The following is a 17,109-nucleotide window of genomic DNA, read 5'->3' as shown; positions in this document are numbered from 1 at the left end:
GAAGTTACCGGGAATTGGGAAGAAAGGTTTCGGGAAGCGATTGCGTCCCACAGAAACGACGGATAGGATGGGGCAAGGCTTGGGAGGGATCTTGCCCCTGTGTCGGGAAAGGATGCATGCCATGGAGATTATCGCGCAATTGGGGTCGTTGCTGGGCTTGTCTTTCGTAAGCGGCGTGAACCTTTACGCCACCGTGGCCGTGGTGGGCCTTTGCATCAAACACGGCCTGGTCCAGGGACTCCCGCCGGAACTGCAGGTATTGGCCAATGACGCCGTCATCTTCGTCGCCCTTTTTCTCTACGTCATCGAATTCGTGGTGGACAAGATCCCCGGCCTGGACACCCTGTGGGATACCCTGCACACCATCGTCCGGCCCTTGGGCGGCGCCATGCTGGCCCTCATGCAGGTGGGTCAGGCCTCGCCCGCCCTGGAGGTGATCGTCTTCATGCTGGGCGCCAGCCTGGCTTCGGCGGCGCACATGACCAAGGCGGGAACCCGCCTGCTGGTGCAGGCCAGCCCGGAGCCCTTTTCCAACATGGCCCTGAGCGTCGGGGAGGACATCTTTGCGGTGGGTTATGCCTACGTGAGCCTGGCCCACCCGCGCTGGACGTTTTTCACCACCATCGTGCTCCTGGTGCTCTTGCTCGTGTTTTTCCCCATGCTGGCGCGCCACCTGGTCATGCTGGTGAAGGCTTTCTTTCATCGCATCTTTTCGGCTTTCGGATCCGGCGGGGCATCGGCCGGGGCACCCTCACTTCCCTATCACATCGACCGCATCTATTCCGGGGAAGCGGCGGACGCCGAAGAGGTGCACTGGGCGGGACCCGCCTATGCGTCCCGGGTGCCCGGAGTTCCCCGGGCCTGCCGTGTGCACGTGGTGCTCACCTCCCTGGCCCTTCGCATCTATTATCGCCGCCTTTTTCGGTGGCAAAACAAATCTATGCCACGGCAAAACATGCATCGGGTGCGCCTCTATCCGGGACGGCTCCTGAGCAAACTGGTGGTCGCGGGAAGCGGCGAAACCTGGATCCTTTCCTTGTACTCCCGGATGGCAAACACCCTGCCTGCCCCATGGATGGAATGGCATGAGCCAAACGAAAAAATCGACCACTGAGATCACGGAAGGGCCCTTCCTGACCGATCCTCCCTGGGAAGAAGGGATCCGTGAGCTGCGGGTTCCCGGCTTCACCGACAGGGGGCGGCGGGAGCTTCCTGCCTTGTGCCGACAGGCGGCTCTGCGCGCCGCGGTCCTGGCCCATAAGGCCGCCCATCCATGGCTTTGGGTGCTCTTCATGGGGGGGACGGGAACGGGAAAATCCACGCTGTTCGATGCAGTGTGCGGCGAACGCGTGAGCGAGACGGGGGTGGAGCGGCCCAAGACGGCGGGGGCTGTGGGGTATGCCCACGTGCGGATCTCGTCGGATCTGGATCTTCCTTTCCAGGATGAACGGGTTGAGTGCCATTTCGGCTCAGAAAGTGACAGCGCGCCGCTTATTGGACAGCCCGGTGTCTTCCATGTGCGTTTGCACGAAAAAGATGAGTGGGTGTCGGTGATCTTCGTGGACACTCCCGATCTGGACAGCGTGGAGGAAGCCAACCGCCTTTTGGCGGAGCAATTTTTCCTCCTGGCCGATGGGGTGGTCTTCGTGACCAGTCCGGAAAAGTACGCGGACGATGTGCCGGCTCGCATGCTCAAAGAAGCCCTCCGACAAGGAGCCGAGGTCCATCTGGTCTGCAACAAGGCAGGCCCGGAGCTGAGATCTCAAGACGTCTTGGAGATTTTCCAGGGGGACGGTCTGGGGGCGGAACCGCAGCGGGCGGTTCTCCTGCCTTTCTTGACCGGCGATCCCGTGGACGAACTGCCCGCAGAGGCCTCGTTCCAGGCTTTCCGTTCCCGCCTGCTGGAAGGGGTGGAAGGGTCGGCGGGAAGCAGACTGCGTGAACGCTCCTTGACCCGCCTTGAAAATAGGATCCGCCTGGAGATGCAGGCGGTGAGGGATGTTCTGGAAGAAGAGGCTCGGGAGGCCCGGCGGTGGAAGGAGACGGTGGAGCAATACCGGCGGGAAGCCCAAGAAGATGTGATCGCCGATCAGGAAAAATACTTCACGGCGGAGACCCGCGCGTATCTGCAGGCGGAAATCCGTTCGCTCTTTTCCAGGTACGACCCCTTGGCCAAACCCCGGCGATGGATCTCCCAGACCCTGACGGCTCCCCTGCGCCTGCTGGGAATCCTCAAGGAGGCGCCCAATGCGGGAAGACGGGAATCCCTGGAGCGCGTCAAAGAGAAGATCCACGTGGAGGGCATCCAGGCCGCCGTTCAAAGATTTTCCCGCCGGGTGCTGGAGGAGTCGCTCCATGGAAAGGAAGAGAGCCGGCTTTATAGTACCCTCTTGGAGCGGGGTGCCGTGCTCCAGCCCCAGGAAGTGGTGGATTTTGTGGATCGGGAGCAGGAAAAGCTCATGGACTGGTTGCAGGCGGTCTTTTCCGATCTGGCCAAGGGACTTCCCAAGGGAAAAGAATGGGGGATCTATTCCACCTCCGTGGTGTGGGGTCTATTGATCGTCAGCCTGGAGACGGTCTTGGGGGGCGGCTTCACCATGGTGGATGCCGTACTGGACGCTGCCATCGCCCCTTATGTGACCCAGGGGGCCATGGAACTCTTTGCTTATCGGGAGATCCAACGGATCGCCAGGGAACTGGCCCATCGTTACCAAGCCGGCCTGGTGGCCGTGATCGACGAGCAATACAGGCGCTTTGTGGGCTGCCTGGACGAAGTCAGCCCCGATCCGGAGCGTGTCCAATGGGTGGAGCGCCTGGCCGCCCAGGGCATGGGGCGTGACGGGCAGCGGGGAAAGGAAGGGGATGCCTCGAGCTGAGCAGTTGGAGCGGATGCTGGACGAAGCGAAGGATTTGCTCCATTTCCAAGGGCTCTTGCCCTTGGGCGAGGAGGAAGTCCAGGAGCTGGCCGTCCAGTTGCAAGCCCTCCAGGACAGACTGAAAAGCCTGGAGGACCGGATCCTTTTCATCGGCCTGCTGGGCGGAACCGGCGTGGGCAAGTCCAGCCTCATGAATGCCCTGGCCGGTGCACCGATCGCTTCGGTCAGCCACCGCCGACCCCATACGGACCGTGTTCTCATCTATAGGCATGAAGAGTGCCAACTGCCCCGGCGGATTCGCCGGGCGGACGTGCCGATCCAGGAGGTGACGCACCGTCAGGACAGCGTGCGGCACGTGATCATGTGCGATCTGCCGGATTTTGACAGCCTGGTGGGGCAACACCGGCAACGGGTCCGGGATTTCCTCGAACATCTGGATCTGGTGCTCTGGGTTACCACACCGGAAAAGTACGCGGACAAGCGCTTCTATGATTTCCTCCGGGAGGTTCCCAAGGCAAAGGAAAATTACGCCTTTGTGCTGAACAAGGCGGACACCTTCCTGGTCGGATCCAATCCGGGGCGGGCCCACGAAAATCTGGACCGGGTCTTTCATTCCTTTCGGGATCTGCTGACACAGACCACCGGCAGTGAGCCCGTGATCTACGCCGTGTCGGCCCGGGAGGTTTTGGACCAGGGCAAGGCCTCTTCCTGGAACCAGTTTTCCTTTCTCAAAAGATCCGTTCTGCAGCAGCGGGATGCCAAGGAAATTCGCGCCATCAAGGAATCCAATCTGGATGCGGAGGTCCGAAGCGTTCTGCAAAGGATGAACAAGGGGGTGGAGCAGTTCCGGCGCCTGTGGCGCGTGGTCAGTGAACTGGAAAGGGAGGCAAGCGAGCTGGTGCAGATGTGGGACCGCTCCGGCCAGGCGGTGTGGCGGTCCTGGTGGTCACCCCGGGTGGTGGAATCGGTGGCCGGATGGCTGGAAAACGCTGAAGACCTGAGCGGGCCGACCGCTGTGGCCGGTTGGATGGCCCGCCGGCTGGGCGGTTCCGGCGGTTCATCACCGTCTGGGGGCGATCTGGACGTGGAAGACCTGGTCCGACGCGCCCAAGACCGATGCCGGGAGCAGTGGCGATGGTTTGCAGACCATGTGCTGAACCGGACGGCTGCCCTCGCCTTGGAAGTCTCCCTGCGATCGGAATGCGTGCAATGGGCCGATCGTACGGGCTCGAGGCCGCCCTGCGCTCGGGTTGCGGAGACGATCCGAGCGGCCTGTTGCTTCCAGGGGCGTCAGGGTCCTGCGCGCCTGTTTCGATTCAAGCAGAAGGCGGTGAGTTGGGTCTGGATGGTGTTCCTCCTCTTCGCCTTGGGAGGGGAGGCGGCCTGGCGGACCTTTTTGATGGGTCCGGGGTGGGCCGCCGCCGCAGGGGTCGTGGTGGCGGTGGTGGACACCCTTTTCAGTCCCCGGGGTCTTGCCGCGTTGGGAAGTTACGCCGTGGTCCAATTCCTTTCGGGGCTTCGATTTTACAAAGGATACAGGAAATTCTTGCGGGCTCGGGCGCAAGGGATTATAGATTCGCTCCAACACGCCCTGGAAGAGGCGTGGGCGGAGCAGGGGCGCCTTGCCCAAGAAGCGCTCCGCGAATGGCGCGAAGACGTGGAAAGCCGCCTCAAGAGGCTGGAGGCGTTCCTGGCGGATGCCGATGCCCCCTGACGGTGCATGCCAGGAAGTGACAGCAAGGGACGGGTTTGGAACCCGCCCTTTGCTGCGAACAACGGAAAATCCCCACCGGAAGGACCTTGAATAAAAGATGCCTTTGAAGATTCTTGTTTTGGCCGTCCTCTTTGTCCTGCCCCTGGTGCCCACCTTTTGGGCGATTCAGGAGATCCCCAAACGCCGCTTTCCAAGCCGTCGCCGCAAGATCGTTTGGTTTGCCGTGGCGGCCACCTTTCCGTGCGTGGGCGCCCTGCTCTACTTGCTGCTGGAGCGGCGCCATACCGTGCTGGCCCCCGAATGGGGCGGCCCGCCATCAAAGGCCGGTCCGGAAGGCACCCGGGAGGACCGTTCTTGACGGAATCCTTGCGCGTCATGTAAGCGTGCTCGATAGGGCTCTAAACGCTGAAAAGGGAGAAAAACCGGAGGAAACAATCCCATGCTCGCCATCTTTCGTCAACATGCAACCAGTTGGCTCATCAAGGTCGCTCTATTTGCCATCGTCATCGTCTTCATCTTCTGGGGCGGCTATTCCTATCAGTCCCGGAAGGCCTCCCGTCTCGCACGGGTGGGGGACGTGTTCATTACCTACGCGGATTACAACCGGGCCTACGACCAGTTGCTGAACGTCTATCGGCAGCGTTTTGGAAATAAGCTGAACCAGGACCTCTTGAAACAACTCGATGCAAAAAGGCAGGCCATGGACCTGCTCATCGACCGGGTCCTGATCGCTCAAGCCGCCCGCAAGCTGGGGCTGGAAACCACGGCGGAAGAACTGCAACGGGAAATCTTGAGCTATCCGGTCTTCCAGCGAAACGGGCGCTTCGACCAGCAGCTCTACGTGCGGGTGTTGCGGCAGAATCGCATGACGCCCGAAATTTTCGAACAGCAGCTGGCTCAGGACCTGATGCTCCGGAAGGTGGAATCCTTCGTGAAGCGGCAGGCGGTGGTGAGTGACGCCGAGGTGGAGGCCGTCCTCCGTCATGCCCATTCCCAGATTCGAGTGGCCTATGTGACCCTGGATCCCAAGGCGTTCGAAAAGAAGGTGCGGGTGGATGAGGCGGCGGCCAAGGACTACTTCCAAAAGAACAAGGACACGTACAAGGAGCCCGAAAAGCGACAATTGGCGTGGGTGGCCTTCCCAATCGACGACTACACCAAGGACGTGAGTGTGAGCGAAGAAGAGCTCAAGGCCTATTACGAAGACCATCCGGAAGAGTTCCATCGGGAAAAGCAGGTGCGGGCCCGCCATATCCTTTTCCGCCTCGATGAAAACGCTCCGGAAGACGAGGTGAAGAAGGTGGAATCCCAGGCCCGCGATGTGCTGGCCAAGGCGCGCAAGGGAGAAGATTTCGCCCGGCTGGCCGAGCAATATTCCCAGGGGCCCAGCGCCTCTCAAGGGGGAGACCTGGGCTACTTCAAAAAGGACCAGATGGTCCCGGCCTTCACCGACGCGGCCTTTGCCCTGAAGCCCGGGGAGATCAGCGATCTGGTGCGGACCCGTTTCGGTTATCACATCATCAAGTCCGAAGATGTGCGGCCGGAGGAGACGATCCCCTTCGAGAAGGCCAGGGCCCAAATCGAGCTCACCTTGAAGCGCGAGAAGGCGCGGGACATCGCCTACGAAAGGGCCCGGGATTTTGCCGATGCGGCCTTTGCCGACGGGGACGTGACCAAGGCCGCCCAGCGCATGAAGCTGTCCGCGCAGGCACCCCCCCAATGGTTTGCCGCAACGGAGCCCCTGCCCAAGGTGGGCCGGGCGCCCAAGGCCATGAAAGAGTTTTTCGCTCTGGACCAGGACCAGATCAGCAACGTGATCGAGTACCGAAACGGCTATCTGGTGGCGCAGGTGAAGGGGATCAAGGCGCCCGAAGTGCCGCCCTTCGAGCAGGTTCGGCATCGGGTCCTTTCGGATTTCAAGGCGGATCAGGCGCGCCGGGAGGCGGAAAAATCGGCCAAGGAACTGTTGGAGGCGGCTGCCACGGCCGGTGACCTGGAAAAGGCGGCCAAAGAAAAGGGCCTCTCGGTTGCCCAGAGCGGATGGTTTTCCCGAAGCGAGCCGGACAAAGACCTGATGCTCTGGGGAGAGGCTGCCGAAGCCGTTTTCCGGCTGACGAAAGACCAGCCCCTCACCAAAGAGCCGGTGCCTTGGCAGGGTAAGTTCCTGGTCTGTCGGCTGCTGGATCGCCGCGACCCGTCTCCGGAAAAGATGGAAAAAGACCGTCAGGCTGTTCGCGCTCAACTCCTCCAGACCAAGCAAAACCAGCTCTGGCAGGCCTGGCTTTCCAAAAAGCGACGGGAAGCGGACGTGGAGATCCTGCAGGAGATCTAAGCGCTTTCCCGCGAATGCCGATCTTGGCCATGTTGGGTACGCCAAGCGTCCGAGATTGCTTTGACCCCAATGGGTGATTTGGAGTTGTCTCAGAGAGCCTGGTGGGGGCGGGTTCGGATCCCGCCCCCCGCAAGACCAAGCCCACAGCGCGCACCCGCCTGGCCACGCCAAACCTTCCGCCCTACAACCTTCCGTCCCACAAGAAGGGAGCAATCTGGGCGTTCTTCACGGAACGGCTCCTACCTCATCTCAGATCCCAGATCACCCCGACTTTCAGGCGTCGTTGCCACGGTGCTCTGTGATTGCCGACAGGGCCTGGTCCAGGTCCGCCATGAGATCTTCCGGGTCCTCGATGCCCACGGACAGGCGGATGAGGGAATCGGAGATTCCCAGCGCCCGCCGCTCTTCGGGGCTCAGGGGAGCGTGCGAGGTCTGTGCAGGAAAACAGGCCAGGGATTCCACTCCGCCCAGGCTCACCGCCGGTTTGAAGAACTGCAGGCGTTCCATGACCGTCTGTGCCTGCGCGGCGTCACAGTCCAATTTCACGGATAGCATGGCGCCGAAGGCCCGCATCTGGCGGGCGGCGATGGCATGGCCGGGGTGGGTGGGCAGGCCCGGGTAGTAAACCCGTCGCACCTGGGGATGAGCGTCCAGAAAGGCGGCGATTCTGGCCCCGTTTTCGTTGTGCTGGCGCATGCGGACGGCCAGCGTCTTCATGCCCCGCTCCAGCAGGTAACAGTCGTAGGGGCTCAGGCTGGGTCCGTAAGCGGCCGCCACCCCGTGGATCCGATCCATGAGTTCCCGCCGGGCGACGATGGCCCCGCAGCACAGGTCGCTGTGTCCGTTCAGATACTTGGTGGCACTGTGGATCACCAAATCGATCCCAAGCGCCAAGGGGTTTTGGTTGATGGGCGTGGCGAAGGTGTTGTCCACCGCGCTCAGAACCCCGTGCCGCCGGGCGATGGCGGCCAGGGCCTGCAGGTCCAGAAGCTTCATCAGGGGGTTGGACGGTGTTTCCAGGTAGAGGATCCGGGTGTTGGGTCGCAGGGCGGCCTCGAAATCTTCCGGGTCTTGGGATGGGACCCAGGTGACCTCGATTCCCAGCCGAGGAAGTTCCTTGGCGGCCAGATGGTGCGTGCCGCCATAGAGGTCCCGTTGCAGGACCACATGGTCGCCGGGGCCGCAGAAGGCCAGGAACACGCTGCTGATGGCCGCCATGCCGGACGAGACCACCAGAGCACATTCGCCGCCTTCCAGTGCGGCGATCTTTTGGGCCACCGCTTCCTGGGTGGGGATGTTCTGGTAACGCGGATAGACCACCTTGCCCAGCGGGCCGGGGACCCGGTAGGCGGAGGAGGGAAAGATGGGAGTGTTCACTCCGCCCGTCATCACGTCGTCCACGTTGCCTGCGTGGACCGCTCGTGTGGAAAAGCCCGTCGTCTTCTGTTGGCCGTTTGAAGGTTGCATGCCGTATTCACTTCCTTTCTAGTGGGCTGTTTGACAATGGCCTCTCGGCCTTTTGGGCCTTTCGGACCCGTTGAAATCCCACCGGCCCCGTGGTGTTTTTTGAATTTTTAGACAGCCTTGTGGGGGCGGGTTCAGAACCCGCTCCTAGTGCTGAAACGCCAGGCCGACCGCACGGGCCCGCCTGGTGGCCCCGAGCCTCCGTCCGCAACCTGGGCGTTGTCGGAAAAGCTCCTACGCGTCAGTTTGAAAAAAGTTCCCAAAGTGCCTGGCCTTTCCCAGGGGAGCCCTTTCGTGGGAAAGATGAGGGCTCTGGGTCTGTGAAAACGCCCTGGGCCGCACTTGGCATCGCCGGAATCGTTACGGCTGTCAAAAGAGAAGCCGGGTGCATGGCCCACTGACCCTGGGCCGACAGGGGACGTTGGTCCCCTAGTTTGCGTCTGGGTCCTTTCGAAACACCACCAGATCGTCCACCCACGCCACGGCCGTCTCCCCCGTGTTATCGGTATCGGCCATGACGGCCACCGAAGCCGTATCCGGCGGATCCTCTCCGAAAGCCTTTCGATAATCGTCCAGGATGTTCCTTTCTTCCGTCACCCAGGTGCCAGCCTTGGCGTTGCCGTGTTCCAGGAGGAACATCATGGCGCGATCGGTGTACGTGTTGGGCAGGACCCGGGACGAATGTCTCCGGTTGGCCCAAATGTAGTTCAGGGTGCTGTGCGGGGGGTAGCGCCCGTAGAGGGCCTTGGCCGCTCCGTACTTGATCCTCTGACCGAAGCTGGCTTGGCGGGGATCGTAGTGGAAGATCACGTAGATCCGGATCGGGTAGTCGTCTCCGGCCTTGGAGGCGGCGTTTCCGCGGGCCAGGACCTTTTGGATCTTCCACCGCCACCGGATCCATGGAAAATCGCGGACGGAAAAGACCTTTTGATGCACCAGGGCGGAGGCCGAAGCGTGGGCGTCCGCCCGCAGAACGCGGTTTCCGCCTTCGTCTTCGATGCGGTAGCGGGTGTGTTGTTTGATCTTGGGAAAGAAGAGGGGTTCCCACTGGGCCAGGGTCTGGAAGGTTTCCCGGAAGGCCCTCGTTTCCGTAACGGGGCGGGCGCTCCGGGCAGGAAGGGCCATGAGCGCCCAAGAGAGTACCACTGCTGCGAAAAAAAGGCCCCATCGGGGCCTGATTCCACGGCGGGTTCCGGAAACGGTCATCAGGTGCACCCTATCAGCGAGCTGAAAAAAACCTTGTGCGTGGGGAGGGCGGCGGGGCCACGGGCCCGCCGCCGCTCGAGGGGGGCAAGGTCAGGCGTTCAGCACGCGCAGTGCCGTATCCACCACGTTCTCCACGGTCAATCCCAAGCGGTTCATCACCTCGCCGCCGGGGGCACTGGCACCGAACCGGTCGATCCCCATGACCGCCCCGGCATCCCCCACCCACTGGTGCCATCCCAGGGAGGTGCCGGCTTCCACGGCCACCCGGGCTCGAATCTGCGGCGGCAACACACTGTCGCGGTAGGCTTGGGGCTGGGCGGCGAAAAGCTCCCAGCTTGGCATGGAGACGACCCGGGTGGGAACGCCCTTCTCCGTTTCCAGGATCTCTCGGGCGGCCAGCGCCAGGTGCACTTCCGAACCGGTGGCCATGAGGATCAGTCGGGGGGCGCTGTCGCTTTCCGCCACCACGTAGGCGCCCTTTTCAACGCCTTGTTGGATCCGGTCCATGGGGGCGCTCAAAACGGGGACTTTCTGGCGTGTGAGGGCCAGGGCCACGGGCCCGTCACTTTCCAGGGCCCTTTTCCACGCGGCCGCCGTTTCCTTGGCGTCCGCCGGGCGCAGGACGGTGAGGTTGGGGATGACCCGCAGCGAAGCCAGTTGTTCGATGGGCTGATGGGTGGGCCCGTCTTCTCCCACGCCGATGCTGTCGTGGGTGAAGATGTAGATCACCCGGGTGCCCATGAGGGCCGCCAGGCGGATGGCCGGCCTCATGTAATCGGCGAAAACCAGAAACGTCCCGCCGTAGGGGCGCACTCCGCCGTGCAGCGCCATGCCGTTGAGAATGGCGCCCATGGCGTGTTCGCGCACACCGAAGTGCAGGTTGCGATCCCCGCCGTCAGCGATCATGGTCTTGTTGGATGGGGCAAGATCGGCGGATCCTCCCATGAGATTGGTGACCACCGGGGCCAGGGCGTTCAATACCTTGCCGGATGCGGCTCGGGTGGCCAAGGCGCCTTCCGCCGGGTCGAAATCCGGCAACGCGTCCGTCCAGCCGCTGGGGAGGGTGCCGCTGAGATAAGCATCCAGGAGGGCGGCCTCCTGGGGGTAAGCCTGTCGGTAGCCTTCCAGGAGCTTGTGCCACGCTTCCTGTTCTCTCTTGCCCGCCTCCACGGCTCGGCCCATGGACTGGCGGACGTCGTCGGGAACGTGGAAGGCGGCGTCGGCCGGCCAGCCGAAGCACGCCTTGGTCTCTCGGGTGGCGTCGGGGCCCAGGGGCTCACCGTGACAGGAGGGGCTGTCCTGCTTGGGACTGCCGTAGCCGATCACCGTTCGCACGAGGATGAGCGAAGGCCGCTGGGTCTCCGCCTGCGCGTTTTCAATGGCCCGGCTGACGGCCTCCACGTCGTTTCCGTCTTCCACTCGCTGGATGTGCCATCCGTAGGATTCGAAGCGCTTGGCCACGTCTTCGGTGAAGGCCAGGGAGGTGTTTCCCTCGATGGTGATGCGGTTGTCGTCGTAGAGGTAGATGAGTTTTCCCAGCTTGAGATGCCCGGCCAGGGAAGCCGCTTCGCAGGCCACCCCTTCCATCAGGTCGCCGTCGGAAACGAGCGCATAGGTGTAATGATCGATCACGGGAAAATCGGGGCGGTTGAATCGAGCGGCCAGCCACCTTTCGGCGATGGCCATGCCCACCCCCATGGCGAATCCCTGCCCCAAGGGGCCGGTGGTACATTCCACTCCCGGGGTGAGGCCGAATTCGGGATGGCCCGGCGTTTTACTTCCCCACTGGCGGAAATTTTTCAATTCGTCCAAAGACAGGTCGTAGCCCGTCAGATGGAGCAAGGCGTACAACAGGGCCGATCCGTGACCGGCGGAAAGAATGAACCGATCGCGGTTGGGCCAGGCGGGATCGGCCGGGTTGTGGCGAAGATGTCGGCTCCACAGGGCGTATGCCATGGGCGCGGCGCCCAGCGGCAGGCCGGGGTGGCCTGATTTGGCCTGTTCCACCATGTCCACGGCAAGCAGGCGGATGGTCGTGATGCAGCGTTCGTCCAATGTGGGTGCGGGTCCGTTCATTGAAAGGCTCCTTTGGAAAAATGAAATGGGGGTTTTCCACCCCCTTCCATGGGTACCGGCGATTCCAGGCACAGGTGCCTCAGCTTGGCTTCAATGTCAAGGGCAACCATGGGCCGGCGGCATCACGACCGTTGGAGGGCCGCCAGAAGTTCCGCAAAACGATACGGCTTTTGCAAAAACGCTCTCACCCCGTACCTTTCCAATGGTTCGTCCAGGCTGTGGACGGAATAGCCGCTGGCCACAAGGATCTTGATGTGGGGGTAGCGGGTCCGGATCTCCTCCAAGCACCGCCGCCCACCCATGCCGGGCATATTGAGATCGAGTAGAACCCACTGGATCGCCCCGTTGCTTCGGCTGAGGATCTCCAGCGCCTTTTCTCCGGAGGTAGCCGTCAGCACCTGGTAGTTTTCCATTTCCAGGCCGGCTTGAACAAAATCCAGAAGGGGTTCCTCATCGTCCACCACCAAGATGGTTGCTCGATCAGGCTGGAATCCGGAGGGCGGCTGCTGCTCTTCGCCTTCCCCGCCTGTCCCTGCTTCTTCCTGAAGCGGCAGCCGGCGCCCGGGCAGCCGAATGGTGAAGGTGGTCCCTTCCCCTGGGGTGCTGGTGTACTGGATCGTGCCCCCATGGCCGCGGATGATGCCATAGACCGTGCTGAGGCCCAGCCCTGTTCCCTTGCCGGGTTCCTTGGTGGTGAAGAAAGGATCGAAGATGCGGTCTTGAATCTCCCGGGGAATCCCCGCACCCGTGTCCGAGACGGAGATCTGAACCCAGGGGGTTCCATCTTTTCCGGAGATCTCTTGGGTGCGGATCGTGATGGCGCCCGGCTTTTCCGGCGGCATGGCGTCCCGGCTGTTGGCCACCAGGTTGATGATGACCTGCTCCAGTTGGAGCCTGTCGGCCAGGATGGGCAGCACGTTCGGGTCCAGTTCCTTGCGCAGCTCGATCATACGCGGGATGCTGCGTTCCAGGATGAGCAGGGTTTCTTCGATAACGCGGTGCATGCGGACGGGTTCCAGATGCGGCTCGTTGGGACGCGCGAAGGCCAAGAGCCGCTTGACCAGATCTCCCGCCTTTTGGGTGGCCTCGTGGACGCGATCCACCCACTTCCTGCGGGGATCTTCCGACGGGGTGGTCTTGATGATCAGCTCCAGGTACCCGCTCATGGCCTGGAGCAGATTGTTGAACTCATGGGCCACTCCGCTGGCCAGGGTGCCCAGGGATTCCATCTTTTGCGCCTGGATGAGCATCTTTTCCAGGGAACGGCTCTTTTCTTCCGCACGGGTCTTTTCGGTCACGTCCCGGGCCAGGACCCGCAGGCCCAGGATCCGGCCCTGGTCGTCGCGGCGTACGCCGGCGGAGACCTCGACGATCTTCTGGTGCCCCTTGGTATCTCGGATCAAGAAGTCTTGGAGCGAGCGGGTTCTTCCTTGACGCGCCACGTCCTTGAAGAATTGCTCCATCTTTCGGGCGTTGCTGGGGTCCGCAAAATCATCATAGGTCTTGTTTCGGAGATCTTCCGGTTTGCACTCCAACAGGCGCAACAAGGCCGGGTTATAAAAGGTGGCGACGCCCCGCTGATCCAGTTCCATGTAGGCGTCTTCCATGCTGTCCAGGATCTCGCGGTATTTTCGCTCGCTTTCCGCCAGGGCCTGCTGGGCTTCCTTGAGCTCCGTGATGTCCATGACGGCGATGATGCCTGCCGGGCGGCCCCGGAACGAAGTGGTCCCGCCCCGGAGATAGCACCACTTTTCCTCTCCCGTTTTGGTGACGATCTTCAGCTCGTAGTTGGGAGCGTCGTTCCGGCCTAGTTGGCGCCTGCGCCCGCGCCGGCGAACGACGTCCTGGAAGTCGGGATGCACCACGTCCCAAAAGTTCTGCCCCATCAATTCTTCTGCCTTGTATCCTGTGATGGCCTCCGATACGGGATTGGCGTAAACCCACTTGTCGTCCTGGTACAAGAGCACCGCCACGGGGCTCATCTGGGCCAAGGTCCGAAACTTCTCTTCACTTTCGGCCAAATCCCGGCGGCTTTCCTCCAACTCCGTCACGTCGGAAAACACCGTGACGATACCCAAGACGTTTCCGGCTTCGTCGCGAAGGGGAGCGGCACGAACCGCCAAAGAGTAGAGGCCGCCTTCCGGATTCTCGATCTGAAGGGGGCGACTCAGGCGCGATACCCGCCCGGTGGAAAGAACCTGGTCCATGGCATCCGTCAAGGCCATCCGTTCCTGAGGATGGACCCTGGAGAAGATGCGCTCCACCGTTTTGCCCAGACACTGAAGCCTGTTGCAGCCGGTCAGGTCCTGGGCGGCCGTGTTCATTCGAAGGATCCTGCCCTGGGTGTCTGTCACGATCACCCCGTTGCTGATGGAATCCAGGATGCGGTCCAGCTCTCGCCTTTGGGCCCGAAGGGTCTCTTCCCGAGTGCGCAGTGTTTCGCTCATCGTTCGGAATTGCTCCCGGAGCCTTGCAAGCTCGAGAAAAGTCGGGGGGCCGGATTCCTCGGGGGGGCTGCGATCCGGCCGGCCCATGGTCAAAGCATCCACGGTCTTGCCGAAGGAGGTGATCGGTTCAATCACAGCGGCCTGCAGGCCGACCCGGAATCGCCACGTAAGCAGGGCCGCCATCAAAAGAATCAAGGCGGTCGCCGTGACGCTCATGGCCACCACGGGCGCTACAGCGGGGACCAAGGGCTGAACGACGAAGATCACCCAGCCCCACGGGTCCACGCGCCAGCTGTTGGCAAAAACCCAGGATCCGTCAAGCTTTCCAAGGAGTTCCATGGGTTGGGCATGCCGGAGGGCCTTTTGGATGAGTGGCTCATGGGCCAGGTTCTCCCTTTCTCGAATCCGGCGCTCATGGGGGTGATAGATCACGTTGCCGTAGCGGTCGGTGATGATCACCTGCTTGCCAGGCTCTTGGCGAAGAAAGCCGGAGATGAGCCGGTAGAAGAGGTCCAGCTTCAGCTCGCCGAAGGCCACCCAATGATCGGCGCGGACCAGCACGCCCACGGTGAGGGCTTCGTGTTCCCTGCTGTAATAGGGAACGGAGACGGCCGGCCATTCGTACCTATCTGGAAAGAGAGACAAGGGGATCTTCAGGACTTCCTGGGCCGTGGCCTCCTCCACGGGGTAGGGGGCGGCCAGGTTCCCGGCCTTGGTGAAGACGATCCGGTAAAAATCCCTGGCGCTCATTTCCTGGATCGTCGGCTCCGTTGAAGAATCTTCCCGCATCCAGGCCAGCTCCCGCAAAGTCCGGTGCGCCTGAGACATCCAGAAACTGAGGGCGTGGTCCATGCCTTTGGCGAACCGATGATGGGCCTGGTAGATCTGTTGGGTTCTCAAGGCAACACCCGCCAGGGAGGCAAAAAAGGCGAACACCACGACCGGAATGACCAGACGTGTGACAAAGAAACGATGAACCACGGTCCTTAGTGGAGGATACTGCTTCAAGACTCTTTTCTCCCGAGTTGCTCCAGCACCACGAATTTCCCCGAGCGTACGCCCACCACGTAGAGGGTGCCCACGGCGTCCCCGAAGGAATCCAGCTCAATGGGGCCATAGAGGCCGGGGACGGGGCCCAGGCGGGTCAGGGTTTGGGGGAGGCGATCCAAGGCGTTTCCCACCCGAGAGAGCGCGGCGGCCAGCAGACGCACGGCTTCGTAGCTTCGAACGGCGGCGAAGGAGGGCGGAACGCCGTAACGCTTTCGATAGTTCCACGCGAACCGGCGCAGGGCGTCGCTGGCATCCAGGGGAAGGATATCCGTGGCGATGCGGATCTGTTCCACGCCTTCTTTCCTGTGGGTCAGGAGGTCGTCCGTCTGGGCCCAACTGGCGGCGTAGATCAGTGTGTTCGGACAACAACGCAGGACGAGGCCGGCCAATCGGGCGGCGTCCTGGGCGCTGCTCACCAGGACCACCGCATCGGGGCGGGACGAGCTCAGGCTCTCGGAAATCCTTTCCATGTTCGATTGGTCCAATCGAGAATAGGTGAGGCGGCACAGAAAAGACCCCCCTGAGGACCGGTAGGCTCGGGCGAACGCCTCCTCCCAAGGACCCGTATAGTTTGCTTCCCTGCGATCACGAACGGTGCACACTTTGGCAAAGGGACGATGTTCGGCCAAAGTGTGCGCCAGCATCTGGGGGACCTTTTCGATGGAGGGCTGCACGCGAAAAAAGAGGTCCCGCTTGCCGCTGAGTTGCGGGGAGGAGGCGGTGGGGGAGATCATGGGGACCCCTACCCCCTGAAGATTGGCCAAGGCGGCAAGGCACCGGTCACTGGTCATGTGGCCGATGATGGCCACGACCCCCCGGCCCATGAGCCGGCGGTCCGCCTCCACGGCGCCCTGCGGCGTTCCGCCGTCGTCGGCGGTCACGAGCTCCAGCCGATGTCCGCCGATACCCCCCCTGGCGTTGATCTCTTCAACGGCCAGGCGCGCACCGTTGCGCCCTTGGACGGCAAAGTCCGAATAGACTCCGCTCAGCTGTCCCGAGACGCCGATCCTTATGGGTTCTTGTCCACATGCCGAAACCAAAAGCAAAAGTACCGCCATCAGGACTTTCGTGAGCACCGCAGCCCGGCCCATGAACCGCAATCATTTCCCCTTTCGTCGCGCCTGGTGGAAGAACTTTGCACAACCTTCCTGCTCACACTTCTTTATACCTATCGTCTAGAGAGGCGCAACACTTGAGGAGTTTGTCCGAGAACCCCCAGGTTCCCCGTCCTTGGTGGGGGAGTGATGGGCACCCAGGAAGCTGTCTGACAAGGGGCCTTCAGCCTTTCGGGAGGTTTCTAACTGGTTGAAATTTCACCGGACCCTTTGGTGCTCTTTGAATTCTCACACAGCCCCTTGAGGGGATTGCTTGTGCCAGGCGATCCGCGAGACAAGAGTCATAAGGGGCCGGAATGATTCCGCTTGGACCCAGTGGTTTTCCCGCAGCCCTTCGGAGATCGCATCGGGGTGCGCTCTGCCTTGACTCCCGAGTCCCAGGTACTTTATAAACCGGAGGCGAACAAGGGGAGTGCGGAAAATTTGACCGTCGTGCCGTCGGATTCCCGTGGAAGTCGGGTTTTTTTGTGGCTGGACTTGTACCGAGATGCACATATTGGCACATCCCATTGAACATGAGGTGAGCAGGGAGAATCGTCATGCATTCAAACGATAGCAGAAATCCCGTCGGATCGGTCCTGGTGGCGGGTGGCGGGATTGCGGGGATGCAGTCGGCGCTGGATCTGGCGGAGATGGGCTATTACGTCTATCTGGTGGAAAAAGAGCCGTCCATCGGCGGGGCCATGGCCCAGCTGGACAAGACCTTTCCCACCAACGACTGCGCCATGTGAATCATCTCGCCCAAACTGGTCGAGGTCGGCCGGCATCTGAACATCGAGTTGTTGACGTTGAGCGAAGTGGAAGCGGTGAGCGGGGAGCCCGGAAACTT

The 17,109-nt window shown here is 61.9% G+C and carries 11 protein-coding genes; 6 read left to right on the top strand and 5 right to left on the bottom strand.

What is annotated here, in order from left to right:
- Positions 1-121: 121 nt before the first annotated feature.
- The 5 genes from B9A12_RS06820 (at position 122) to B9A12_RS06800 (ending at position 6,922) form a co-directional block, all read left to right on the top strand.
- Positions 122-1,114, top strand: coding sequence for a DUF4126 domain-containing protein (locus tag B9A12_RS06820; protein WP_170920409.1), 993 nt, complete (start codon positions 122-124; stop codon positions 1,112-1,114).
- Positions 1,086-2,876 carry a GTPase family protein gene (locus B9A12_RS06815; protein ID WP_084057145.1) on the top strand — a complete coding sequence of 597 codons (1,791 nt, stop codon included), beginning with the start codon at positions 1,086-1,088 and terminating at the stop codon, positions 2,874-2,876. The genes B9A12_RS06820 and B9A12_RS06815 overlap by 29 nt, the downstream gene beginning before the upstream one ends.
- Positions 2,863-4,590 carry a GTPase gene (locus tag B9A12_RS06810; RefSeq protein ID WP_084057144.1) on the top strand — a complete coding sequence of 576 codons (1,728 nt, stop codon included), beginning with the start codon at positions 2,863-2,865 and terminating at the stop codon, positions 4,588-4,590. Before B9A12_RS06815 ends, B9A12_RS06810 begins: the two co-directional genes overlap by 14 nt.
- A 103-nt stretch (positions 4,591-4,693) precedes the next feature.
- Positions 4,694-4,948, top strand: a complete 255-nt coding sequence (locus B9A12_RS06805) for a PLDc N-terminal domain-containing protein (protein WP_170920408.1) — start codon at positions 4,694-4,696, stop codon at positions 4,946-4,948.
- 81 nt (positions 4,949-5,029) lie between these two features.
- Positions 5,030-6,922 carry a SurA N-terminal domain-containing protein gene (locus tag B9A12_RS06800; protein WP_084057142.1) on the top strand — a complete coding sequence of 631 codons (1,893 nt, stop codon included), beginning with the start codon at positions 5,030-5,032 and terminating at the stop codon, positions 6,920-6,922.
- A 273-nt stretch (positions 6,923-7,195) separates the two neighbouring features.
- Here B9A12_RS06800 and B9A12_RS06795 read toward each other — a convergent pair whose 3' ends face one another.
- The 5 genes from B9A12_RS06795 to B9A12_RS06775 form a co-directional block, all read right to left on the bottom strand.
- Positions 7,196-8,389 (bottom strand): trans-sulfuration enzyme family protein, encoded by a 1,194-nt coding sequence (locus B9A12_RS06795; protein WP_084057141.1) that lies wholly within the window; start codon positions 8,387-8,389, stop codon positions 7,196-7,198.
- A 426-nt stretch (positions 8,390-8,815) separates the two neighbouring features.
- Positions 8,816-9,592 (bottom strand): DUF3047 domain-containing protein, encoded by a 777-nt coding sequence (locus tag B9A12_RS06790; RefSeq protein ID WP_084057140.1) that lies wholly within the window; start codon positions 9,590-9,592, stop codon positions 8,816-8,818.
- Between the two features lie 90 nt (positions 9,593-9,682).
- Positions 9,683-11,668, bottom strand: a complete 1,986-nt coding sequence (gene tkt / locus B9A12_RS06785) for a transketolase (protein ID WP_084057139.1) — start codon at positions 11,666-11,668, stop codon at positions 9,683-9,685.
- A 122-nt stretch (positions 11,669-11,790) separates the two neighbouring features.
- Positions 11,791-15,123 carry a hybrid sensor histidine kinase/response regulator gene (locus B9A12_RS06780; protein ID WP_170920407.1) on the bottom strand — a complete coding sequence of 1,111 codons (3,333 nt, stop codon included), beginning with the start codon at positions 15,121-15,123 and terminating at the stop codon, positions 11,791-11,793.
- Positions 15,120-16,223 carry an ABC transporter substrate-binding protein gene (locus tag B9A12_RS06775; protein ID WP_170920406.1) on the bottom strand — a complete coding sequence of 368 codons (1,104 nt, stop codon included), beginning with the start codon at positions 16,221-16,223 and terminating at the stop codon, positions 15,120-15,122. The genes B9A12_RS06780 and B9A12_RS06775 overlap by 4 nt, the downstream gene beginning before the upstream one ends.
- A gap of 596 nt (positions 16,224-16,819) precedes the next feature.
- On the opposite strand from B9A12_RS06775, the gene B9A12_RS06770 reads away from it, so the two are divergent.
- On the top strand, positions 16,820-17,109 hold a 290-nt coding region (locus B9A12_RS06770), incomplete at its 3' end, for an FAD-dependent oxidoreductase (protein WP_170920405.1).

This window comes from Desulfacinum hydrothermale DSM 13146, from assembly GCF_900176285.1.
GTDB classification, from domain to species: domain Bacteria; phylum Desulfobacterota; class Syntrophobacteria; order Syntrophobacterales; family DSM-9756; genus Desulfacinum; species Desulfacinum hydrothermale.
Note: the sequence above shows the minus strand (reverse complement) of the source record. Positions and strands in the feature narration are given on the sequence as shown.